Annotated in this window: 20 protein-coding genes; 10 read left to right on the forward strand and 10 right to left on the reverse strand. The window is 41.0% G+C overall.

Annotation, left to right across the window (positions count from 1 at the left end; all coding sequences use genetic code 11):
* Position 1: 1 nt before the first annotated feature.
* The 4 genes from gltB to mutY form a co-directional block, all read right to left on the reverse strand.
* The gene (gene gltB, locus H1A14_RS05530) at positions 2 to 4,492 is read right to left on the reverse strand and encodes a glutamate synthase large subunit (protein ID WP_194775221.1); all 4,491 of its coding nucleotides are present in this window, start codon (positions 4,490 to 4,492) and stop codon (positions 2 to 4) included.
* A 412-nt stretch (positions 4,493 to 4,904) separates the two neighbouring features.
* Positions 4,905 to 6,254 (reverse strand): gliding motility-associated protein GldE, encoded by a 1,350-nt coding sequence (gene gldE / locus H1A14_RS05535; RefSeq protein ID WP_194775222.1) that lies wholly within the window; start codon positions 6,252 to 6,254, stop codon positions 4,905 to 4,907.
* Between the two features lie 62 nt (positions 6,255 to 6,316).
* A complete protein-coding gene (locus tag H1A14_RS05540; RefSeq protein ID WP_194775223.1) occupies positions 6,317 to 6,772 on the reverse strand; it encodes a single-stranded DNA-binding protein in 456 nt (151 codons plus the stop codon).
* 51 nt (positions 6,773 to 6,823) lie between these two features.
* The gene (gene mutY / locus H1A14_RS05545) at positions 6,824 to 7,897 is read right to left on the reverse strand and encodes an A/G-specific adenine glycosylase (RefSeq protein WP_194775224.1); all 1,074 of its coding nucleotides are present in this window, start codon (positions 7,895 to 7,897) and stop codon (positions 6,824 to 6,826) included.
* A gap of 157 nt (positions 7,898 to 8,054) precedes the next feature.
* Between mutY and H1A14_RS05550 the strand changes: the two genes are divergently transcribed.
* From H1A14_RS05550 to H1A14_RS05560, 3 genes are all read left to right on the forward strand, one after another.
* Positions 8,055 to 8,363, forward strand: a complete 309-nt coding sequence (locus tag H1A14_RS05550) for an HU family DNA-binding protein (protein WP_194775225.1) — start codon at positions 8,055 to 8,057, stop codon at positions 8,361 to 8,363.
* Positions 8,364 to 8,384: 21 nt separating this feature from the next.
* Positions 8,385 to 9,206, forward strand: coding sequence for a tetratricopeptide repeat protein (locus tag H1A14_RS05555; RefSeq protein WP_194775226.1), 822 nt, complete (start codon positions 8,385 to 8,387; stop codon positions 9,204 to 9,206).
* 177 nt (positions 9,207 to 9,383) lie between these two features.
* A complete protein-coding gene (locus H1A14_RS05560; RefSeq protein ID WP_194775227.1) occupies positions 9,384 to 10,955 on the forward strand; it encodes an Rne/Rng family ribonuclease in 1,572 nt (523 codons plus the stop codon).
* 12 nt (positions 10,956 to 10,967) lie between these two features.
* Here H1A14_RS05560 and H1A14_RS05565 read toward each other — a convergent pair whose 3' ends face one another.
* The gene (locus H1A14_RS05565; protein WP_194775228.1) at positions 10,968 to 11,702 is read right to left on the reverse strand and encodes an SIMPL domain-containing protein; all 735 of its coding nucleotides are present in this window, start codon (positions 11,700 to 11,702) and stop codon (positions 10,968 to 10,970) included.
* A 23-nt stretch (positions 11,703 to 11,725) separates the two neighbouring features.
* Positions 11,726 to 12,781, reverse strand: a complete 1,056-nt coding sequence (locus H1A14_RS05570) for an aminotransferase class I/II-fold pyridoxal phosphate-dependent enzyme (RefSeq protein ID WP_194775229.1) — start codon at positions 12,779 to 12,781, stop codon at positions 11,726 to 11,728.
* A gap of 157 nt (positions 12,782 to 12,938) precedes the next feature.
* On the opposite strand from H1A14_RS05570, the gene H1A14_RS05575 reads away from it, so the two are divergent.
* Complete coding sequence (locus tag H1A14_RS05575; RefSeq protein ID WP_194775230.1) at positions 12,939 to 13,319, forward strand: RidA family protein; 381 nt, start codon at positions 12,939 to 12,941, stop codon at positions 13,317 to 13,319.
* Positions 13,320 to 13,428: 109 nt separating this feature from the next.
* On the opposite strand, the gene H1A14_RS05580 is transcribed toward H1A14_RS05575, so the two are convergent.
* Positions 13,429 to 13,902, reverse strand: coding sequence for a DUF2867 domain-containing protein (locus tag H1A14_RS05580; protein WP_194775231.1), 474 nt, complete (start codon positions 13,900 to 13,902; stop codon positions 13,429 to 13,431).
* 127 nt (positions 13,903 to 14,029) lie between these two features.
* On the opposite strand from H1A14_RS05580, the gene H1A14_RS05585 reads away from it, so the two are divergent.
* The 6 genes from H1A14_RS05585 (at position 14,030) to H1A14_RS05610 (ending at position 21,226) form a co-directional block, all read left to right on the forward strand.
* Positions 14,030 to 14,446 (forward strand): hypothetical protein, encoded by a 417-nt coding sequence (locus H1A14_RS05585; RefSeq protein WP_228527594.1) that lies wholly within the window; start codon positions 14,030 to 14,032, stop codon positions 14,444 to 14,446.
* Between the two features lie 70 nt (positions 14,447 to 14,516).
* Complete coding sequence (fumC, locus tag H1A14_RS05590) at positions 14,517 to 15,920, forward strand: class II fumarate hydratase (protein WP_194775233.1); 1,404 nt, start codon at positions 14,517 to 14,519, stop codon at positions 15,918 to 15,920.
* Positions 15,921 to 16,197: 277 nt separating this feature from the next.
* Positions 16,198 to 17,124 carry a hypothetical protein gene (locus H1A14_RS05595; RefSeq protein ID WP_194775234.1) on the forward strand — a complete coding sequence of 309 codons (927 nt, stop codon included), beginning with the start codon at positions 16,198 to 16,200 and terminating at the stop codon, positions 17,122 to 17,124.
* A 103-nt stretch (positions 17,125 to 17,227) separates the two neighbouring features.
* Positions 17,228 to 18,952 (forward strand): single-stranded-DNA-specific exonuclease RecJ, encoded by a 1,725-nt coding sequence (gene recJ / locus H1A14_RS05600; RefSeq protein WP_194775235.1) that lies wholly within the window; start codon positions 17,228 to 17,230, stop codon positions 18,950 to 18,952.
* Between the two features lie 2 nt (positions 18,953 to 18,954).
* Entirely contained in the window at positions 18,955 to 19,686 is a 732-nt protein-coding gene (gene lptB / locus H1A14_RS05605) for an LPS export ABC transporter ATP-binding protein (protein WP_194775236.1), read from the forward strand.
* Between the two features lies 1 nt (position 19,687).
* Positions 19,688 to 21,226, forward strand: a complete 1,539-nt coding sequence (locus tag H1A14_RS05610; protein WP_194775237.1) for a GH3 auxin-responsive promoter family protein — start codon at positions 19,688 to 19,690, stop codon at positions 21,224 to 21,226.
* Here H1A14_RS05610 and H1A14_RS05615 read toward each other — a convergent pair.
* The 3 genes from H1A14_RS05615 to H1A14_RS05625 all read right to left on the reverse strand — a co-directional run bounded on the left by H1A14_RS05615 (position 21,210) and on the right by H1A14_RS05625 (position 24,522).
* Entirely contained in the window at positions 21,210 to 21,830 is a 621-nt protein-coding gene (locus H1A14_RS05615) for a thioredoxin family protein (protein ID WP_194775238.1), read from the reverse strand. The genes H1A14_RS05610 and H1A14_RS05615 overlap by 17 nt on opposite strands.
* Positions 21,827 to 22,309, reverse strand: coding sequence for a TlpA family protein disulfide reductase (locus tag H1A14_RS05620; protein WP_194775239.1), 483 nt, complete (start codon positions 22,307 to 22,309; stop codon positions 21,827 to 21,829). The genes H1A14_RS05615 and H1A14_RS05620 overlap by 4 nt, the downstream gene beginning before the upstream one ends.
* Before the next feature lie 434 nt (positions 22,310 to 22,743).
* On the reverse strand, positions 22,744 to 24,522 hold the full coding sequence (locus H1A14_RS05625) for a chloride channel protein (protein WP_194775240.1): 1,779 nt from the start codon (positions 24,520 to 24,522) through the stop codon (positions 22,744 to 22,746).
* Between the last annotated feature and the right edge of the window lie 207 nt (positions 24,523 to 24,729).

The raw sequence follows: 24,729 nt of genomic DNA on the forward strand, positions 1-24,729 counted from the left end.
TTTAAACCAGTGTTTTTGAATGTTCCAAAGCTCTTTTCCGAAGAACTTCTTTATAGTCTCTAGGAATCACTTTGATAAATTTGTCCTTGTTTTCCTCCCAATTGTCAAGGAAGGAGGTTGCTAGGGGACTTTGGGTAAAAGAAATATGGTTCTTCAAAGCATGCTTGATGCTGGCAAAATCATCTTCATTGAGTGGATCCAAGTCAACCATCTCTGTGTTGATGCTGTCCGCATAGGATTTGAAGATGTAAGCAATTCCTCCACTCATACCTGCAGCAAAGTTTCTTCCTATTTCCCCCAAGTTGATCACCTCTCCACCCGTCATGTATTCACATCCATGGTCACCTATACCTTCCACCACAGTTTTTACCCCTGAGTTTCTTACGCAAAACCTCTCTCCACCTTTTCCATTGATATAGGCTTCACCGGAAGTTGCCCCATAAAAGGCGACATTTCCGATAATGATGTTTTCTTCAGCTTTATACTGGGCATTTCTACTCGGGTATACGATCAACTTACCGCCCGAAAGGCCTTTTCCAAAGTAATCATTGGCTTCGCCTTCCAATTCAAAGGTCACTCCTTTGGCCAGGAAGCCTCCGAAAGTCTGACCTGCCGACCCGGTAAATTTAAATTCTATGGTATCATCTGGCAGTCCCGGGCTACCGTAAATTTTGGAGATCTCATTGGACAGCATGGCACCCACCGTCCTATCTGTGTTTTTGATTTCAAATTTGTCCCTTACAATATTGGCCTGCTCCAAAGCAGGTTTGGCAGTTTCTATCAATTTGCGGTCAAGCACTTTTTTAAGCTTGAACTCCTGATCGATCTGTTTGAAAATGCCAACATGGTCTGGAACTTCCACTTTGTGAAATACCGGGCTTAAATCGAGTTTGTCCCATTTCCAATGTTCCAATTTCCCTACGGATTTAAGCACATTGCTTTGTCCCACCATTTCATCAATGGTTCTAAAACCCAAAGAAGCCATAATTTCTCTAAGGTCTTTGGCTAGAAATTGGAAATAATTGACCACGTGATTGGGATCTCCCGTAAAAAGTTTTCTCAATTCAGGGTTTTGGGTAGCGATACCCACAGGACAGGTGTTCAGATGACATTTTCTCATCATGATGCATCCTTCTACCACCAAAGCACCAGTGGAAATTCCCCATTCCTCGGCACCCAGTAGCGTGGCTATGGCCAAGTCTCTTCCGGTTCTCAGTTGTCCATCTGTTTGTAAAACCACCCTGCTTCGCAGGTTGTTTTTGACCAAAGTTTGATGTGCTTCAGAAAGTCCCAATTCCCAAGGGAGCCCGGCGTGTCGGATGGAGCTAAGGGGTGAGGCCCCGGTACCACCATCTGCACCCGAAATCAGAATGACATCGGATTGGGCCTTGGCCACACCGGCAGCCACGGTACCTACACCAGCCTGTGACACCAGTTTTACATTGATTCGGGCTGCCCGGTTTGCATTTTTTAAATCATAGATCAATTGGGCCAAATCCTCAATGGAATAAATGTCATGGTGTGGAGGGGGTGAAATGAGCCCTACACCTGGTGTAGAATGCCTCACCTTTCCTATCCAATCATCCACTTTGTGACCAGGAAGCTGACCTCCTTCACCGGGCTTGGCACCTTGGGCCATTTTGATCTGAAGTTCTACCGCATTGCTCAGGTAGTTGCTTGTTACCCCAAATCTACCCGAGGCCACCTGTTTGATGGCGGATCTTTCCCAATCTCCATTTTCCTTGATTTCATACCTGATCTCATCTTCACCACCTTCACCACTGTTGCTTTTCGCACCGATCCGGTTCATGGCAATTGCCAAGGTAGTATGGGCTTCATGGGAAATGGACCCAAAGGACATAGCCCCTGTAGCAAACCGCTTCATGATGCTTTCTACAGGCTCTACTTCATCCAGTGGAACAGAGATACTTTTCTTAAATTCAAACAATCCCCTCAAAGTCAAGGCGTCTTTGGTTTGATTGTTAATTTTCTCCGCAAATTTTTTGTAGAGGGAATAATCGTTAAGCCTAGTGGATTTTTGAAGTAAATGAATGGTTTCAGGGTTGAATAGGTGCTTTTCTCCTCGCCGTTTCCACTGATAGACCCCGCCCGATTCCAAAAGGGGAGAATCTGTCTCATAGGCAGCATGGTGGCGCGTCAATACTTCTTCTGCAAGGTCATCAAAAGAAATCCCGCTGATCCGACTCACTGTTCCTTTAAAACAACGCTCTATCACCTCAGGACCCAACCCTATTGCTTCAAAAATCTGGGCGCTTTGGTAGGATTGAAGGGTACTGATACCCATTTTGGAAAGCACTTTTAAAAGTCCTTTACCTATGGCTACTTGGTAATTTTCAAATAATTCCCTTTGACTAAACGGTTTGGAAAGCATGCCTTTTTCATTGAGGGAAATCAGACTTTCCAGGGCCAAGTAAGGATTGATGGCGCTGGCACCATATCCAATCACCGTGGCGAAGTGATGAGTTTCTCTAATGTCGCCTGCTTCTACCAATATGCCTGCTTTAGTCCTGAGGTTTTTTGCCACCAAGTGATGGTGTACAGCACCCGTTGCCAATAAAGAGGGAATGGGGGCAGTAGAAGGACTCGTATCTCTATCAGACAGGATCAACACATTCTTTCCATTGTATATGGCTTCTTCTGCCTCTTTACAGAGCCTGTCTAAGGCTTCCAATAACCTTCCAGGCTGATGGTCTGCGATAAAATGGGCATATAAGGTGGCTGATCTGTATCCCTCTTCTTCAAGGTTTTTAATCTTCTGAAGGCTCTCATTCAGCAAAACGGGCTGAGAAATGTGGATCTGTTTGGTATGTTTGGGGCTTTCCTCAAGAATATTGTGAGATTCTCCAATTCTCGTAAACAAAGACATGACCAACCTTTCCCGAATGGGGTCTATTGGAGGGTTGCTTACCTGCGCAAACAGTTGTTTGAAATAATTGGAGATGTGTTGGCTCTGTTTGGACAAAACCGCTAAGGGGGTATCAGCACCCATAGAACCCAAAGGTTCATAAGCACTGTCTGCCATAGGCCCCAAAATGATCTTTAAATCTTCCGAAGTGTATCCAAAAACGGTTTGTCTTTTTCTCAGCTCCTCAGTACTGTAAGGTTGCAGCAGATTTTCAGGATCAGGCATCAACCGTAATTTCAGCCTTTGTTCACCGATCCATTTGTAATAGGGTTTGTTTTTGGTGACTTTTTCCTTTACCTCATCATCATAGAGGATTTTTCCTTTTTCCAAATCTGCCACCAGCATTCTGCCAGGACTGATCCTACCCTTCTCTGTAATCGTAGCTTCCCTGATCGGCAATGCGCCAGCCTCTGAAGACAGTATAAGGCGGTTGTCATTGGTCACAAAGTAACGGAGAGGACGTAATCCGTTTCTGTCCAAAGTTGCTCCAAGGGTTTTTCCATCACTGAAGATCAGAGCGGCTGGACCATCCCAAGGTTCAACCAAGGAGGCATGGAATTTATAAAAGGCTTTCCTGTCCTTGTCCATCACCTGATTGTCTTGCCAGGCTTCCGGGACCAACATCATCATCACATGTGGTAGGCTTCGCCCACTCAAGGCAAGCAGCTCTACCATGGCATCCAAGTTGGCAGAATCTGAAAATTTATTGTTGGTTATGGGCAGTAGCTTCTGAATTTCATCATCCGAAAAATGGATGGATTTCATCAGACTTTCCTTCGACTTCATTTTATTCAAATTGCCCCTTATGGTATTGATTTCACCATTGTGAGACAAATAGCGGAATGGCTGAGCTAGCCTCCAGTTGGGGAAAGTATTGGTAGAGAAGCGGGAATGAACAATGGCAAGTGCGGAGGTGATCCGCTTGTTCTGCAAATCCTTGTAAAAAAGCAAAACCTGATCAGTCCTCAACTGACCTTTGTATATTAATGTAAATGCGCTGAAACTGGAAAAATAAAAGGCATCATTCACCCCTGGAATGGATGAATTGATGATTTTTGAGGCGTAGTTCCTCAAAACATATAGCTTTCGCTCCAAATCTAAACCCTTCAGACCTTCTTTATGAGAAACAAAAACCTGTTCAATAATAGGCATCACCTCCAAGGCTCCCGATCCGGGAATAGTTTCATCAACTGGAACATCCCTGTATCCAATCAATTCAAAACCTAGCTCTTCGATGATTTTATTGAGAAGGGATTTAGATTTTTTATGAAGTTGGTTGTTTTTAGGGAAAAAGGTCATTCCTATCCCATAAGTGTCTGGATTTGGTAGCGTGAATCCGGATCTTAAGGTTACCTCCTGCAGGAATTCATGGGGCTTTTGGATCAAAATACCAGCTCCATCACCACTTTTGGGGTCACTGCCTCTACCGCCTCTATGCTCCATGTTACTAAGCATGTACAGGGCATCACTGATCGTTTCGTGGCTTTTGGCTCCTTTTACATTTACTACCGCCCCAATCCCACAGGAATCATGCTCGAATTCTGATCGATATAGTCCTTTATTCATTTATATTTAAATTTAATAGGTCCGAAATAAGTTGCAAAAATTACAAAATAATTACCTTTTATTAAAATCTAAACAAAAAAATAAGTATTTTCCTATCTACAAAAATACATTTCAAACGATTGTTTGAAAAATCCGTAATTCAGTAACTACCCTCCATTTTAAAAAAAAAATGTCAAAAAAATGTAAAATCAGAAAAATGTGGTTAAAATTTGAATTAATTTTTTAACATTTTCATTAAAATACTACAAATCAAGTAAAATTCCTAATTGTTTTGCAGACTGAAAAAATTATTTACTTTAATTTTTTAAAAAATTCATAATTGGCCTTCTTAAACTGTAATGTTGGAAATTTCAGATTTTTTGGTCGCCTTTGGTTTAGAAAACAATAATTCCTTTACCCAATCATCCATTTATCAATCTGTATTATGGTTGATGTTTTTGGCTTCAGGGTCTTTGATGTGCACCTTGACCTTTTTTATTTTTTTGGTATCTACAGCGATAATGGTAAATTCAAAATTTTCAAAATAAATCTTTGATCCGCTTTTGGGCAGTTTATTGTTTAATTCAAGTAATAATCCTCCCAAAGACTCGCTTTCCCCTTTTACTTCATCGAAGACATTCAAATCCAATTCGAGCTTTTTACAAAAATCATTCAATGAAACTTTGCCTTCAAAAATAAAAGTCTGAGGATCAATTTCTTGGTATTTGATGTCCTCACCATCATCAAATTCATCATTTATTTCCCCAATGATCTCTTCAATCAAGTCTTCAAGGGTTACCAATCCTGAAGTGCCCCCATACTCATCTACAACTATGGCCATGTGAACTCTCTTTTTTTGAAAGTCTTTCAATAGCCCATCCACTTTTTTGTTTTCAGGGACAAAAAAACCTTTTCTGATCAATTCTTGCCAATTAAAATCTTCCTCTTTCTCTATGTGGTTGAGGAGGTCTTTGATGTACAAAATGCCCTGTATGTGATCGATGGTTTCACTGTAAACAGGAATTCTTGAAAAACCGCTTTTGTTGATTTTGTCCATGAGTTCATGGAAAGTCATGTCAATGTCTACTGCGGTGATGTCCATTCTTGATTGCATGACTTGTTTGACCGAAAGGGCTCCGAAGTTTACGATGCCTTTCAAGATGTCTTTTTCTTCCTCAGTGGTGCTCTCCGAAGTCATCTCAAGGGCATGGTGAAGCTCATCTACTGAGAGGCTGTAGCCTTTTTTTTCAATCCGCTTTTCTATTACGTTGCTGGTTCGCATCAAAAATGAGGATAGCGGGGAAAGGAGGATGGAAAAGAAATTGAGGGATTTGGCCATTAATAAGGAAAAAGAAATCCTTGCATTGTTTGCGTATACCTTAGGCACAATCTCACCGAAAAACACAATAGCAAAAGTGATACCTACAGTCTGTACCAATATCAAAGTTAGCCCCGAAGCGCTCGTCCCAAAAATTGACCAAGTCACAAATGTGGCCAAAGTGACCATACCAATGTTGATTAGGTTATTGAGAATCAGGATCGTGCTTAAGAGTTTTCTGGGAGTTTCTACGAGTTTGATGACCAATTGGGCGTTGGGATCAACATCTTCTTTCAACGCCTTCAAATCGTCATGTTGGAGAGAAAAAAAAGCTACCTCTGATCCTGATACCAAAGCAGAACCCAACAGTAAAAGGATGAAAATCAAACCATTTACCAAAAGATAGCTGGTTGAAACCTGCGAAATTTCAACCAGCAAAGTAATACTCGGGTAGGGGTCGTCCATTAATTCAAATTAAGATTGCTGCAAAATTAACTATTTATCCATGAATTCTCCCTTTTTTAAATTTAGAAAGGGAGGTCGTCCCCATCGTCATCCATGGCTCCTGAGGAGCCGGAAGGCATACTTGCTCCTTGCTGTGCAGGGGCAGAACTTCCCATATTGCCACTGTTTCCAGAATTACCACTTTCACTTTTGCCATCTAGCATGGTCATGTTGATCACACGGATTCTGATTTTTTTCCGGTTATTGCCCTGCTCGTCCTGCCATGTATCAGACTTTATTTTTCCCTCGGCATAGATTTTACTGCCCTTTTTTAGGTATTGTTCCGCAATTTTTGCCAAGCCATCCCAAAGCTCCAAGTCATGCCATTCTGTGTTTTCTATGCGATTACCTGAGCGGTCTTTGTAGGTTTCTGTGGTAGCCAATCTAAGGTTAGCCACGACCTTATCTCCTTCCAGGTACTTTACTTCTGGGTCTGCTCCTAAATTTCCGATTAAAATAACTTTATTTACTCCTGCCATACTGTGATTAAGGTTTATGTTGAAAAAAAAGTTGATAGTTAAAATTACACATTATTTCTGATCGTTCAAAAAGTTTACAATTAGTTTAGGCTTTCCCAGACTTTCCAGTTTTTCATTGTTTACCAATAACAGGCCGGCCGATTCTGACCATTTTTTTAAACTCTTCAGCCTTGATTGATTTACCTTTATATGGACGAAATTGGCCTGAATTCTTTGGTGGGTCAACAGGTGTCTGTATGACGATTCAGGATTGAAATAGACATTAGGATCCAAATTTAGGAGTGAGTGGAAAATTTGGCTTGACTCAAAATCCACACTCAAATTGTTTGACATTTCTTCCAATGGAAAATCATGTAATCCTTGCCAAATGTCCCCAGCCTCCCGGTGACGGACTATTGTAAAATCCGCACAGGTAATGTAAAAATACATAAAATGACGATGGCTGATTTTGATCCGTTTTTCTTTTACCGGAAATTGAGAGACCATATTTTTTTGGAATGCAAAACATCCAGGAGCCAAAGGGCAACTAGGGCAATCAGGATTTTTTGGAACACATTGAAGGGCGCCAAATTCCATGATGGCTTGATTAAATTCATCGGGTCTTTCCTTTGAGATGGCTTGGTTTACCAGATCTTCAAAGACTTTCCTTCCGGAAGCACTACCGATATCTTCAGAAATTCCGAAATACCGGCTAATGACCCTGAAAACATTGCCATCCACTACTCCCATTGGTTCCAAAAAAGCAAAGGAAGCAATGGCTGCGGCGGTATATCGGCCGATGCCTTTCAGTTGGAGCAGTTTTTCAAAAGAATCCGGGAAATTTCCGTTATGCCTGCTGACTACTTCTTTGGCGCAGGCATGCAGATTCCTGGCACGGCTATAATAACCCAATCCCTGCCAAAGACGCATAATCTCTTCTTCAGGGGCACAGGCCAAGTCTTGTACAGTAGGATATTTATGGATAAATCGCTCAAAATAGGGTAGACCTTGAGCAACCCGGGTTTGTTGTAAAATTATTTCAGCCAGCCAAATTTTATAAGGGTCTTTTATATCTCTCCAAGGTAATTCACGTTTATGATTGGGATACCAACCTAACAACACTTGGGTAAATCGATTGAAATTCAAAACATTAGAAAATTTAAATTGAAAATATCTTTCATCAAATGACGCTAATTTTAGTCAATTTGTTTTTAATTTGAAATGCTTGGTGTAAATTTGCAGTCCCAAAATGAGTTGGTTAATAGGTTGTTAGGCTTATTTGATAATTTAAATTTAAAACACAGTGACTAAAGCAGAAGTAATCACCAAAATTTCGGACAAGACAGGAATTCAGAAAGATGATGTGACGCAGACCATCGAGGCCTTTTTCAAGGTAGTAAAAGAATCCATGTCAGAGGGAGAGAACATTTACGTGAGAGGATTTGGTAGCTTCATCAACAAGAAGAGAGCTAAAAAAATCGCCCGTAACATTTCCAAGAACACTGCGATTGTAATCGATGAGCACTATGTACCGGCCTTCAAGCCATCCAAAGTATTCGTGGAAAAAATCAAAAACAGCAAAAAAATCAAAGAATTCGTTCCTCAGGACTAATTCTGGGAACTTACTTCCTTTATGAGAAAGTCTCAGATCCTTCTGTTGGTCCTTGCCGTAACAATGGTCGTGGTGCTTTTTGCACTGCCCACCGTGGTAGTAGACAATGATGAGGGCAATACCAACTTTGAAGAGACATCTGGGACACCATCTGCACAAGAAACCCCTGATATTCATGACAGCCCTTTACCCGAGGGAGCCAGTCAACAGATCAGGAACTGGAGGAGTGCGATGGAACTGGAAGAAAGTTCAGAAAAATTTGCTACCTTTGCAGATTCCATTGCCTCACAATATGCCAGCGCTGGTAAATTTGACAGTTCTGCCTATTATTATGGCCTTACTGCTGAAAAATTTCCTCAAATTGAAAATTGGGAAAAAGCCGGAAATGCATATTATGAGGCATTTGGATTTGCATTGAATGAGGAAAAGGTGGTTTATCTGGCAGGAAAAACCAGGGACTACCTCAATAAAGTTCTGGAAAAAGATCCGGAAAGATTGGATTTAAAGACCAAAGTGGCCATGACTTATGTTTCCTCATCCAATCCCATGCAGGGTATTACCATGCTCAGGGAGGTGTTGGAACAAGATCCGAGACATGAACTTGCACTTTTCAACATGGGTATTCTGTCCATGCAGTCGGGACAATACAAAAGAGCTTCTGAGCGATTTGAGGAACTTGTCGACTATCATCCTGAAAACATGCAGGGGCAGTTTTACCTTGGAGTAAGTTACTTTGAATCCAAACAAAAAAACAAAGCAAAAAAACAGTTTCAAAAAGTGAAAGACTTGACGCAAGATCCTATGATTTTGACCAGTGTCGATAACTATTTGCAACAACTATAGAATATTTGTTCCACTCTAAATGATAACATTATGCCTTGCGGTAAAAAAAGAAAAAGACATAAGATCGCTACGCACAAGCGTAAGAAAAGACTGAGAAAAAACAGACATAAGAAGAAGTAATTCACTTCTTCTTTTTGAGTTTTTACTAAACGTTCATTAACATAAAAAAGGAGACCTTTGAGTACTGAATTATTAATCGATTCTGCTCAAAACGGAGGTCGAATCGCCCTGCTGAAAAACAAGAGTTTGGTGGAGCTCCACTCCAACGGAGAGGACAACAAATTCAAAGTCGGGGATATTTATTTGGGAACTGTCCGCAAAATAGTCAATGGACTAAATGCGGCATTCATCGACCTGGGTTACGAAAAAGATGCATTTCTGCATTATCAGGACCTGGGCCCCCAATTCAATAGCCTCAACAAATTCACCAAGCAAGTGCGTAATAACAATTACGCCAGTTATAATTTAAAGGGGTTTTCAACTGAACCTGAAATAGAAAAACTGGGGAAGATTTCTTCCACACTTTCTAAGAACAACCAAATCTTGGTTCAGATTGTCAAGGAGCCAATTTCTACAAAAGGCCCCAGACTTTCCTGTGAGCTCTCCTTAGCCGGTCGTTATCTGGTATTGGTGCCCTTTTCCAACGCTGTCAATGTATCTAAAAAGATCAGAAGTGCAGAAGAAAGAAGAAGGCTTGCCCGCTTGATCACCTCCATCAAACCCGAAAATTTCGGTGTCATCATTAGAACCGTTGCAGAAGGCCAGTCCGTTACTGAACTGGACAAAGATCTGCGAAACCTGGTGACCACTTGGGAAGATGGCATGAAAAAGCTGGCCAAAGCCAAAAGCAGGGACAAGGTAATAGGAGAAATGAGTATGGCATCCTCCATCATAAGGGACCTACTCAACGAATCATTCGATGCAATCACCGTAGAGGATGAATTAACGCATGATCAGATCAAATCTTACATAAGATCGATCGCCCCAGAAAAAGAAAAAATTGTTAAGCTTTACAACGGTAAAGCAAAGCTCTTTGAAAGTTTTGGAATTGAAAAGCAAATCAAAAGCTTGTTTGGACAAACCATTAGCCTACCTCAGGGAGGCTATGTGATCATTGAACATACTGAAGCGCTACACGTAGTAGACGTCAACAGTGGCAATAAATCCAATCAAGAAAGCGACCAAGAGAATACAGCTTTAAAAACAAACTTGGTAGCTGTCAAAGAAATTGCCAGACAACTTAGACTCCGGGATATGGGAGGCATCATTGTCATTGACTTCATAGATATGAAAAAGGCCGAAAACAAAAAGGTCATTTTTGAAGCCATGAAAAATGAAATGAGATCCGACCGGTCCAAGAATACGGTTTTGCCCTTAACCAAATTTGGTTTGATGCAGATCACCCGTCAAAGGGTAAGACCGGAAGTCAACATTGTAACAAAAGAAACCTGCCCTTCCTGCAACGGAACAGGCAAGATTCAAGCTTCCATTTTGGTGGCTGACAAGTTGGAAAAAGACCTGGAGCACATTGCAGTAAACCAAAATCTTTCAAGCATAAAAATCGGACTTCATCCATACCTGCATGCCTACTTTTCAAGTGGCATCATTTCGAAAAGAGTCCAATGGTTTTTTAAATATTTCAAGTGGGTAAAACTGATCCCCGATTCATCTCTGCCTGTGACGGAGTATAAATTCCTGGACGATTCCGGAGAAGAAATAGAACTTAATGTGAAAAGCGAAACCGAATAGGTTTCGCTTTTTTTATCTCACCGTATAGCTCAATCGCATGGTAATGGATGCGGTTTTTTCTTTCGAGGAAGTGTTGAAGGTACCACCCCAAGAGTAATCCTCATTGGAATTTTGACCTGTGATCTGGAAAATTCCCATATTGGCCGAGATCAGTTTTCCCAATTTTGAATTGGCGTTTTCTGCAATTTTTTCTGCCCTTATCCGGGCATCCTCAGTTGCTTTCGAAATCATCTCAATCTTCAGGTCATCCAATTGGGTATAATAGTACCTAGGTGCCTGTGAGTAGAATTTGACTCCTTGCAAGAGCAGTTCCGTGATTTCCCTCGAAATGCCTTCTACTTTTTCCACTTCCTTTGACTCTATCTGCAAGGATTGGTTAAGTTGATAACCTAAAAAAGTCTGACCCATGTAATTTCCGCTGCTGTTGTAGTTTTGTTGGTAAAGGGGATTGGTATTGACCGCCTTAAAAATAATGACTTCCTGCGGAATCCCTTTTTTGATGAGGTAATCAGTTACGGCTTTTCTGTCTCTTTCCAATTCAGCATAGGCCTGTTGGATTTCCATGTTTTCCCGGCTGAAATTTCCCTCCCATACAATTAGGTCTGACGTAAAATCCTGTTCGCCCAACCCTGTAACATCAATCGTTCCGGACTTTTGGTTGCGGTTGATGAAGGCATTTCCCAATACCAAAGAGGAGACAATGATGGCTATGGCGAAAATGCCTGCAGCTAGATTTCTTTGTTTCATACGGGTTAAGTTATCGATCGAATTTACATTAAGGAATTCAAAGTTTTTGCCAATTGATATAAATCTTTTTTGGTATGGTAAGCTGCCAATACAATTCTGTTTATCGTTGGGTCTTTAGGAGAGGGATAGGGGAAAGATGAAACCAAAATTCCGGATTTTTCCAATTCTTCTACCCAAGCATGTTTCTCAAACCTTATTACAGGATAATTTTCAATATAGGTAAGATGCTGTAGACCCTTGACCGCCTCAAATAAAAAGGCCATGTTGTCCATTAGTTTTTCCTTTTGGATACGGTATAAACTCAATCCATTCAGAAAAGCAAACAACGGTCCCGGGGAAGGGGGAGAAGCTCCTCTGAAAATGGTCTGCTCTTGCAATTTATGGATCAGTTGATGATCTCCACAGATGATGCCTGCCGTAAGGCCAAGCCCCTTGCCCAAAGAACCTGATACCACCAGCCTTAAAGGCAATTTTTTCCATTGGGCATAAGTGCCAAATAAATCGTCCCCCAACACCCCAAAGGCATGGCTGTCATCCAACAACAGGGTGTATTGGTGGTGTGAAGGTAAATTTTGAATCCAGTCAAAATCATGGATTTCAGGTACGAGTGGGTCCACTGCATTGGCCAAAAGGAGGATGTTTTTTTTCGCCAATTTTTCGCAGGTAGCCCTTACTTCTTCTTTCCATGCAGAAAAAGTGGGCAGGGATGATGGCGAATGTCCGTGAGGAAGAATTGCAGGATGGGTCTGTGGTGCGATAAATATTTCTTCCGCACTAGCGCTCAGCACATTTGACACCAAATGTCCAGAAAGATACCCACTACTCAGCACCATGGCTTTTTCCGCGCCCGTTTTTTCTTCAAAAAGCCTTTCAATTCTGTCGTAAAGATCCAATTGTACATTGCTAAACCGACTTGCACCGAAGTTAAGCCCGTACTTTTGAATACCTTCAATCGCCAATTTTTCAATCTCAGCAACTGTGCTTGTGCCTAAATAAGCCGTTCCGCTAAAATACAACCATTCCTTTTCTCCGTTGGATATCTTTCGGTCAATTTTATATGGCGTGGATATGTTTATCATTATTGTTGCAAAGATTTGGTCTAGCCATTATCGCTGGATCCAAAGATAGAAAATACTTACAAACTGAACCTTGTTTAGTGTCTTCCCGATTTCCATATTTGCTTCATTGATTTTTTGATCTGAACTAAGATGATTAATTTCGCAGCAAAAGAAAGCCATGTCTAAAACCATCATTTACTCCAAAGAAGCCCCTGCACCCATTGGACCTTATAGCCAAGCGGTAAAAGTAGGCAATACCTTGTATGTTTCGGGTCAGATTCCTTTGGATGCAGAATCTGGGGAACTCCTAAATGCCAACATCACCGAAGAAACTCATGCTGTCATGAAAAACCTGGAAGCGGTGCTCAGAGCAGCAGGCTATGGATTTTCTGATGTAGTCAAGTGCAGCATTTTTATAAGGGACATGGACCAATTTGGTACAATCAATGAAGCTTACGCACAGTATTTCCAAACTGATCCTCCCGCAAGAGAAACAGTAGAAGTGAGTAGACTTCCTAGAGATGTCAATGTGGAAATATCCTGTGTGGCAGTGAAATAACCTAAAAAATATATTTTACAAATCAAAAAGGCTAAGGTCAAGTTTCCTTTTTTTAATTCCCCGACCAATTAAGAAGTAAATTGCCCACTCCCCTTGGAGAATTATTGGGTTATGGTTGTTGGGTTAGTTTTTTGGCCAATTGCCCGAAAACCACCCGATGTACAGGTTTCACCAAATGCCAGTACAGCCTTCCCCATAGTCCCTTTGGGGCAAAATAAACGCTTTGGGTTAGTTGTGAACCGCCTAAAGTTGAATGGATTTTCCATTCCAGCCAAACTTCCCCGGGGATCTTCATTTCACCTTTGAGCAGCAATGTTTTTTCATCTCGATCTGCCCTGATGACCTTCCAAAAATCAAGTGGGTCATTCTCTCTTAATTCTGTCGGATGATTCCTTCCCTTTCTATACCCTATTCCACCAAGGCATCGGTCCAAAAACCCTCTGATTTTCCATAAACTGGTGCCAAAGTACCAACCATTTTCTCCACCTATGGTCCAGATGTTTTCCAAAACCTCCTCTTTTCCAGTTTCAATGGGTCTTTCGTATATTTCAATAAGGCAGTTTTCTGGGGGAAATTTGTGCATGAATGGATTTTTGATTCCATATCCCATAACTTTAAATCCGGTCTACTGTTAGAAATCCATGAATATTTTCCCATATCAAAGCGAAATTTTGGTTTCCCCTCTTCAACCTGGAAAAATTAAATCTCGCTTGGAAAAAGTTACCTTGAACGTCAATTTTCTGGATATTGAAGCCAGGAAGGCAAAGGGTCATGTCTTTAATGGAGTAATTCTTGAAAATACCTTTAGGCTTTCGTTGTTCATCGATAAAGCAGATAGTTTCCTGCCACTGATCAAAGGGAGTATTGAAGCCTCGGAAATGGGTTCTATTCTTTTTATAGAATACCGACTTTTTCCCAGCTCTATTTTTTTCTTGGCATTTTGGAGTTTGGTGACTTTATTAATGGCTGCTTTTTTTGGGCTTACAGCAGGTCAGCCTCTATATGCATTCATCAGTTTTTTGGTTGGTTTAGGCAATTATTTTTTTGCGTGGAGCCATTTTCGAAGGAAGACCAGGCGGTCACAATTAATTTTTCACGAATTATTGGAAACGGAGATAAAGGATTAAACAGTAAAATTCTATGGATTAAAGTTGGTTGGTGGTAATTTAGCAGGGAAAAAATAACCAACAAATCAATATGAGCATAAGAATTGAAAAAGATACCATGGGGCCGGTAGAGGTTCCTGCTGACAAGTATTGGGGTGCACAGACCCAAAGGTCAATCAACAATTTTAAAATAGGCGGTACCAGGAACCAAATGCCAATAGAGATCATCCGTGCTTTTGCCATACTCAAAAAATCCGCAGCCTTAACCAATGCCGAACTTGGTGTTTTAGAACAGGATAAGGCAGATATCATTGCCAAGGTTTGTGATGAGATTCTGGAAGGTAAACATGATGATCAATTTCCTCTTGTCATATGGCAGACTGGTTCTGGCACGCAATCCAACATGAATTCCAATGAGGTAATAGCTTATAGGGCACATGTACTTTTAGGAGGAAGTCTGGAAGATGCCAAGAAAAAAATTCATCCCAATGATGATGTAAATAAATCCCAATCCTCCAATGATACTTTTCCCACGGCCATGCACATTGCGGCATATAAGATGGTCATGGAAACTACGATTCCGGGAGTGACCAAATTAAGGGATACCTTAAAGTCAAAATCTGTGGAATTTATGGAGGTGGTAAAAATCGGACGAACGCATTTCATGGATGCCACACCGCTTACTTTAGGCCAGGAATTTTCTGGTTATGTAGCTCAGTTGGACCATGGCCTAAAGGCATTAAAAAATACATTGGATCATCTGTCGGAACTGGCTCTAGGTGGAACCGCAGTAGGTACTGGTCTCAATACACCCAAAGGATATGCGGAAATGGTGGCCAAGAAAATAGCTGAATTCTCTGGACAGCCTTTGGTGACAGCGCCCAATAAATTTGAAGCCCTTGCCGCGCATGATGCCATCGTCGAAACCCACGGTGCCCTCAAACAGTTGGCGGTGAGTTTGATGAAAATCGCCAATGACATCAGAATGTTGTCCTCAGGCCCTAGGTCCGGAATAGGTGAGATTCTGATTCCTGAAAATGAACCAGGCTCTTCTATCATGCCGGGAAAAGTCAACCCTACCCAGGTAGAGGCCATGACCATGGTCTGCGCACAGGTGATGGGCAATGATGTGGCAGTTTCTATAGGAGGATCTAATGGTCATTTTGAATTGAACGTTTTTAAACCCATGATGGTGAACAACCTCCTGCAATCGGCGCGTTTGTTGGGTGATGCTTGTGTTTCTTTCAATGACAATTGCGCTGTGGGGATTGAACCCAATGTCGCATTTATAAAAAGGCACCTAGAAAATTCATTGATGCTGGTTACTGCGCTAAACCCACACATTGGTTATGAAAATGCAGCGGCTATCGCAAAAAAAGCGCACAAAGAAGGAACTAGTTTGAGGGAGGCAGCATTGGATTTGGGATTGCTAACCAATGATCAATTTGATGAATGGGTAAAACCTGAGGACATGATTGGGGGTCTCAAAACTTAATATTGAACAAAATTTCAAAAAATTTAAGCTAAGTTACAGGAAATCAGGTCGCTCTAAATCAAGGAATTGGAGCGACCTGATTTTCTTTTAAAAAACATTTCTGTATATTCTAAATAATTTTTGTTTAATTCGTAAATCTGATTTAGATTTTTGTATTTTAGACGGTATAAATGGGAAAACTTATAAATTCGACAAATCACTTATGACCCACTGTAAGTTTTTAGTAGTGTTATTTTTGATAGCCACAATGGTAGTTTCTTTTCAGGCTCAGGCACAAATGACCAAACAAGAAAAAAAAGCACTCAAATGGGAATTATTCAGATTGTCAGTAGAGGAGTACCAGCAACTTAAGCAAGAACATGCCCGCTATTCAAGCAAGGCTGATTCATTGTCGACGGCAGCCGAAGATCTTTCCGAAAATATGGCTGAAAGAGATACTGAGTTGGAGGAATTACGGACAAAAGTTAGTCAGCTTGAGAGAAAAATCAAAGATCAGGAAGAGTTGATATATACCGGTGACCCCGAAGAGTTTGCCGATAATTTTGTTATGATCAGAAAGGAAAATCAATTGCAACGACAGCAATCCGATTCAATTTCCTCGATGAATTCCATAATGAAAAAGGAATTGAATGAAAAAACAAACCAAGTAGTGGACTTGAAGTTTGAACTTGGCAAATTGAGGGCTCAACTTGACGGTTCTGATATCGTTCAGGAAACAGGTGAGGTGCTTACAGCAGAGCAATACGAAGACATTAAGGAGCAAAGTACGGATATCCAAGAGAAAACAGCAGCCATGGAAGCCATGATTACAACTTTGCGCAAGGATTTGGTGGCTAAAGATGAAGAAATTGCCAAACTAAGGGCTGACCTTTCAAGGCTCGAAAGTTCTGTTGCTGAGCGTCGACCTGAAGGAATTACCGTTGAATCTGATGATTCTTGGAAAGACGGTATCCTCTTCAGGGTTCAGATCGGGGCGTATAAAGATTATGATTTTTCCAGTGTAGTAGGCAGCGCACCCGACCTTAACGTTGAGGAGGTGGATGGCCTTAAACAATACACAGCCGGTAATTTTCGGGACTATGATGAAGCCAACCTACTTAAAAAGCACCTGAGGAAAGTAGGAGTCAGTGATGCCTGGATTGTTTCATATAAAGACGGCAACAGAGTGCCTCTCAAAGATGTGTTAAACAAAGTCTTGGAATGATTCAAGTTTTTTTCCGAGAGATACTTGTTTATACACAACTAGTCCTTAAATAATAAAACAGAATTTTACCTAAGATGTGGCCAAGTTTAGTAATTTAGCCATTATGGATTATAGGTGGAAGATAGCAGACCCTGCTGACCCAGACAAAATAACCGCACTGAGCAAGGAAATCAACGTTAATCCAACTTTGGCCAATTTGCTTATCAATAGGGGTATATTTAATTTTCAAAAAGCCAAGGAATTTTTTAGGCCGGATTTGGATAAACTCCATGATCCGATGTTGATGAAGGACATGGACAAGGCAGTTGACCGCTTGGAGAGGGCTGTTCAGCATCATGAAAAAATACTAGTTTATGGTGATTATGATGTAGATGGTACCACTGCAGTAGCTTTGTTTTTTGAATTCATAAAGGAATTTTATGATCAAGTCGATTTTTATATACCTGACCGATACCAAGAGGGTTATGGTGTTTCTGAAAAAGGGGTGCGTTATGCAGCAGAAAACGGCTTCAAGCTGATCATTTCCCTGGACTGCGGGATCAAAGCCATAGATAAGGTGAGTTTGGCGAAGGAATTTGGGGTGGATTTCATCATTTGCGACCACCATACGCCTGGCCCTATATTGCCTCCTGCAGTAGCTGTCCTAGACCCTAAGAGGTCGGACTGCATCTACCCGTACAAAGAATTGAGCGGCTGTGGGGTGGGCTTTAAACTGATACAGGCCTATAGTAAGCGAACAGGTATCCCTGAGGAAAAAATATTCTCTCTTCTGGACTTATTGGCCGTAAGTATAGCGGCTGACATCGTTCCGATAACAGGAGAAAACCGGATTTTGGCAGCCTATGGTCTGGAACGTTTGAATAATAATCCCAGGCCTGGATTGAAGGCACTTGTTTTGAAAAGTAAGCTGGAAAAAGAAATAGACATTACCGATGTGGTTTTTAAAATAGGGCCTAGAATAAACGCTTCTGGCAGACTGGAGCATGCAAAGGCCTCTGTCGAATTATTGATTTCCAAGAATTTGGAGGAGGCCATCAGGAAAGCAGATTTGGTAGAGGACGTAAATGCTGCAAGGAAAAACTTTGACGAAAACATTACCAAAGAAGCTTTGGAAATGATCAAAGTTGCCGAAGGCAATGGCACTGTAAAAAGCACTGTGTTATTCAAAGAAGACTGGCATAAAGGGGTAATAGGAATTGTGGCCTCCCGTTGTATAGAACAATATTACCGACCGACCATCATCCTTACCGAGTCCAACAACAAAGCTACCGGCAGTGCCAGGTCAGTATTTGATTTTGATATATATGAAGCCATTTCCGAATGCAGTGATTTGTTGGAGCAATTTGGCGGGCATAAATATGCCGCCGGGCTGACTTTAGCCGTTGAAAATGTACCAGCATTTCAGCAAAAGTTTGAATCTGTTGTCAGCGCTAGGATTTCGGAAATCCATCTAAAACCTGTATTGGAGATTGATGATGAATTGTTGCTGGACCAGGTCAATTATAAATTTTACAATATTTTGAAACAAATGGCACCTTTCGGACCTGGCAATCCTGAGCCTGTGTTCTGTGCAAACCAGGTTTATGCCGAAAATATCCGTATTTTGAAAGACAAGCACCTGCGTTTTGATTTGGTGCAGGATGGACAGGGTACCCATCCCATTTGCATAGCGTTTGGCATGGTGGATCAGTTGAAAGATCCAGATCAGATCATTTACCGGTTTTTGAAAAGCAAAAAAAGATTCAATCTGGCCTTCGAAATCAGAGAAAATACATTTAGGGACAAAAGTACCCTACAGTTGTATGTTAAAGACATTAAATTTGATTGAATATGAAGCTTAGAGGTGAAAACCTGGTTAAAATATACAAAGGGAAACGAGTAGTCAATGACATATCCGTTGAGGTGGAGCAGGGGGAAATAGTGGGACTATTGGGACCCAATGGGGCGGGTAAAACAACTTCCTTTTACATGATTGTGGGATTAATTAAACCTTACTCTGGAAGGGTTTTCCTGAATGAAGAAGAAATCACTGCTCTGCCCATGTACAGAAGGGCCAAAAGGGGCATAGGATATCTGGCCCAAGAAGCTTCGGTTTTCAGAAAACTTTCCGTGGAGGAAAACATCCTGGCCGTTCTCGAAATGACCAAAATGCCTAAGTCTGCCCAAAAAGAAAAGGTGGAGAGTCTATTGGAAGAGTTTAGCCTTACTCATGTCCGGAAAAATCTGGGTATGGTGCTATCTGGTGGAGAAAGAAGGAGGACTGAAATCGCACGAGCATTGGCAGTTGATCCCAAATTTGTCCTTCTGGATGAGCCATTTGCAGGGGTAGATCCAATTGCGGTGGAAGAAATACAGACCATTGTGGCGCAATTGAAAAACAAAAACATCGGTATCCTGATCACTGACCACAATGTCAATGAGACACTTTCTATCACAGACAGGGCTTATTTGATGTTTGAGGGGAAATTGTTGAAAGCAGGCACTGCAGAAGAACTGGCCGCAGACGAGCAGGTCAGACGTGTATATTTGGGAAGAAATTTTGAACTGAAGCGGAAAATTTGACATGGAGATGATCAATACCTTTATGACCTGGATCTTCAAGAATAGGATTGGTCAGATCAACAATTTTAAAGAGAATCCCATTCAGGTCCAAAGAGAGATTTTTTTTGAATTGATTGGGGCTGCCAAACGGACTGATTTTGGCAGAAAGTTTGGTTTTCTGGATATCAGTACTTACAGAGATTTTGCGGAGAGGGTTCCTATCCATGATTACGAACAGATGAAACCATACATCGAGCAGACCATGAAAGGCCGGCAGAATGTAATCTGGCCCTCGGATATCCATTGGTTTTCCAAATCCTCAGGTACCACAGGCAGTAGAAGCAAGTTTATTCCTGTCTCTGAAGAATCGTTGGAAGACTGTCACTTTAAAGGAGGGAAAGACATGCTTTCCTTGTATGTCAACAATTATCCTGACAGCAGGCTTTTTACAGGTAAAGGGCTCACCATTGGAGGAAGTTTACAAATTAATGATTTGGATGGTAATCAAGAAAGCAAATATGGAGACATATCTGCTGTCATTATGCAAAATTTACCCATTTGGGCACAGTTTGCCCGAACGCCAAGCTTGGAAGTTGCTTTGATGAGTGAATGGGAGGCCAAAATAGAACGGATGGCGGAAGAAACTCGGTTCGAAAATGTGACCAGCATATCCGGTGTTCCTACCTGGACCATTGTTTTGATCAAAAAAATACTGGATGTAAGCGGAGCTAAAAATATTCTGGAGGTTTGGCCAAATCTTGAGGTTTTCTTTCATGGAGCGGTAGCATTTGGCCCTTATAGAAAGCTTTTCGAGGAATTAATTCCTTCTCCTAAGATGCGTTACGTCGAAACGTACAACGCCTCCGAGGGGTTTTTTGGGATACAGGATCAAAAGGATTCCGATGAACTTCTGCTGATGCTGGATTACGGGATATTTTACGAATTTATCCCTATGGAGGAATGGGAAAAGGCAAATCCAAAAGTGGTTCCTTTGGAAGGAGTGGAAATAGGTAAAAATTATGCTATATTGATCAGCACCAATGCAGGGCTTTGGCGGTATAAAATCGGGGATACTGTAAAATTCACCTCTATCAGCCCTTACCGGATCCGTATCTCGGGACGTACCAAGCATTTCATCAATGCTTTTGGTGAGGAAGTGATCGTAGAAAATGCGGAGAAAGCCATTGAGATGGCCTCTGAAGTCACCAATTCCACGATTGCCAATTTCACCGCGGCACCGGTGTATTTTGAAGGTGAAAACGGGAAGGGTGCTCATGAATGGGTAATAGAATTCCAGACCTCACCAAAGGATAAGGAAGTTTTTGTGGAGAAACTGGATCAAGCCTTGAGAGAACTCAATTCAGATTATGATGCCAAAAGATATCGGGACATGGCCTTAACTTTGCCAAAGGTACATTTTGCTAAGGAAGGCTTGTTTTCAGAATGGATGAAATCCAGAGGTAAACTGGGAGGTCAAAACAAGGTACCCCGACTTTCCAATAATAGGGAGTACCTCGATGACATTTTAAATTTGATGGAAAGTACTAGCGGGTCCATTTGATGGTACACCCGATTGCTTTGGTGGAATTCCGGCTAACCTTTTTCCCATCCATCAACTCAGCCAGTGCTTTTTCTACATAGGGTTCAGTTACAGCAGAGGGAACTTGATAGTTATTGTCTATCGCACCAATGTATTCCACCACATAATCCTCGCCTGATTTGTTGAGAATGTATACATGAGGGGTACGTGTTGCCCCATAAGTTTTGATCACTTCCTGGCTTTTGTCGTAGACATATGGAAAAGGGAAATTCTTGGCCTTTGCTCTTTCCTGCATTTTTTCAAAGCTATCCCCAGGAGATACTTTGTCATCGTTGGAATTGATGGCTATGACAGGATAACCCTTTTCGGCATATTTTTCATGCAATTCAATCATTCTGTCCTCATAAGCCACCACATAAGGACAGGTGTTGCAGGAAAAAATAACTAAAAAGCCTTTGGCATCTTCATAATTTGAGAGAGAAACCATTTCCCCCCTTACATCCTTAAGACTGAAATCAGCGGCTTTGTCTCCAACCTTATAACCAGTACTTTCCTGGGCCATAGCGCTCAAAGCGAAAAGACCAGATAAGACAATACTAAAATAAAAGCCTTTTGAATTTTTCATCGTAATTTTGTTTTGAGTTGATTAATCTTTTCTAAGAGTTCTGATTCATCCATTTCACCTTCGTGAAAACTTTTGCTGCCATCAGGTAATATGAATAGAGTGGCAGGGATAGCCCCAGACCAACTGGGATCTACCTTATCAATCCAGCGGTCAAAGTCTACATCATCCAAAAGAATTACTGGGGATTTGATACTTCTTTTCTCTATAAAGCCCGTAACCCTTTCAGGTTTCCGTCCATCATCCATGGAAATGAAATATAAATCTAATTCTGGATCTTCTGCATTAACTTTTTCGAAGTGGGGCATTTCTTTGATACATGGGGCACACCAAGTTGCCCAAAAATTATAAATCCGTATCTTATCAGAAGGAGTTTTAAATTCTCCCTCCAATTCATCAAAATCTACAATACGCAGTTCATCTTTGGTATAGCTATTGGTTACAAAGAAGCATACAAAAATCAGTAATACATTACTTTTCATATCTTGTGTGTACTTTACATTTCCTAACGGTTAGGTAGAGGAATTAGATACATTTTTTTATTACATCCTATTCAAAAGCCAAGAGCAAGGATTAAATATTTTGATATTTTTCAAAGAATTTGCCAATATTTTCTTTTCATGTTCATACCAGATGTTCAAGAACGTTATTGCAAGAAAATTGTTTATTATCCTAAAAAAAATGCATTTAAAATCATAAACTTAAATTAACAAAAAAATTCCTCTTTTTTTATCCACAATTATCAACACTTATCCACATCAGGTTGAATATTTGAGTTAAGTATCTTATAATCAGATATTTACAATAATATTCTAAACCTAGTTTTGTGGATAAGTGATTGAGAATGAATTTTTTACGGATAAAAACTCAGCGTAAATACTGGTTAAAGAAAAAATAAAAAAAATGCAAAATAAGTTTATTCCTGTTGCTGACGAATCAGCCTTTTTCGATAAGCATTGAAAATTCTGGATTTTGAAACAAAGCCCAAATATTTTCCATTTTCGACCACGGGCAGGTTCCACGCCCCTGACTTTTCAAACTTATCCATGACAGTCTGCATGGTTTCACTTGGATGGATAAAATCCGGAGGGCTATGCATCAATTGGCTCACCATGACACTTTCTTGCTTTTCCCCATCAAACATGATATCCCGGATATCGTCTAAGGTGATGATTCCACTTAACTGCCCTTCCTCATTGACTACAGGGAAGATGTTTCTTTTTGATAGTTTGACCAAGTCACATAGATCTTGAAGCCGGGCCTCAGGTCGGATAGGCAGTAGGTCGATTTCCATAATCCTTCTGATGTCTATAAGTCCCAATACCTGTTCATCCTTCGTTTCAGGCAGGTACTTACCCTGCTCTATCAATTGTTTTTTATAATATGAATCTTTATCGAAATAGGTAGTGGTCACAAATGAAATGGCAGAAACCAACATCAGTGGAACAAATAACTCATACCCGCCTGTGATTTCTGCGATTAGGAATATGGCGGAAAGCGGGGCATGCTGCACACCGCTCATTACTCCGCACATGGCTACTAAAGTAAAATGAGCGACAGGCAAAGGAATATAGTACCCAAAAAGGTTATTGGAATAAGCGAATAAAAAGCCGATGATGCCACCCACATAGAGTGATGGTGCAAATATGCCTCCACTTCCACCACTACCGATAGTCAAAGCAGCCGCAATGGGTTTTACAAAAAGAACTAATGCAAGAAATACAATGATAAAATAAGGATTTTCAATTTCCGGAAAAAAGGGACTTGTATTGAGTAACCTTTGAGGATCACCCTCTATGAGCGCATTGAGGGTTTCATAGCCCTCACCATATATAGGTGGGAAAAAAAACACGATCAATCCCAAAAATGCACCTCCATAGAGGATTTTCATGGCTGGCTCTCCCAATTGATTGAGTAGGTTTTCAACTTTCAATACAGCACGCGTAAAATAAAGCGACATCAAACCTGTCAATATGCCCAATACGACATAATGGGGCGCATGAGCAGCCAAAAATTGGTCTGTGAGATTAAATGAAAACAACACATCATCCCCTATCAATAGCATGGAAGTAAGAGAACCGGTCACTGAGGCAATCAAAAGGGGAATGAAGGAACCCACACTGAGTTCCAGCAAAATGACTTCAATGGCAAATATTACTCCTCCAATTGGTGCTCCAAAGATGGCCGATATGGCCCCTGCTGCTCCACAACCTATCAATAAGGTCCTTTTTTTGGCATTTAAATGCATGAGTTGGCCGATGTTTGAACCAATGGCCGATCCAGTGACTACGATAGGTGCTTCCAATCCGACAGATCCTCCAAAACCTACAGTAATGGCCGAAGTCACCACCCTGCTGTACATTTTTACCCTGGGAATTAGTGAGCTTTTTCTGGAAATAGTATATAGAATGTCTGGAATACCGTGTCCCCCCAGGTCTTTGAAGACATACACACTGATAAGATAAGCCAATGCAACCCCGATGACGGGGTAGAGTATATAGAAAAAATTGGCGTACTCCACATTGAATCCACTGGTAAGAAAAACTTGAATGGCATGCACCATTTCTTTCAATATCACCGCTGCCAATCCCGCAAAAATTCCAATGAAGCCACTTAGGATCAAGGTGAAATTTTTGGTGCTCAGGTTTCTGAGCCTCCAAATCAAAAACCGGGTAATGATATCTGTCTTTGCCAAAATGGATGGGTTAGATGGCTGATTACCATTTGCAAAGTAATTAAAAATAAATCAGTTAATGGACAATTTGGAGAATTAGGATTGGAATTAATGTTTCTGATATTTTTCTCCCAGAGACGCATAGGCGCAAAGATTTTTTTGTTTATCTCTGATAGTTTCGGAGGTCAAAATATCTGGTCGATAATGGGAGAATTACGGAATTTAGAC

The organism is Pararhodonellum marinum (assembly GCF_015354735.1).
Taxonomy (GTDB): Bacteria; Bacteroidota; Bacteroidia; order Cytophagales; family Cyclobacteriaceae; genus Pararhodonellum; species Pararhodonellum marinum.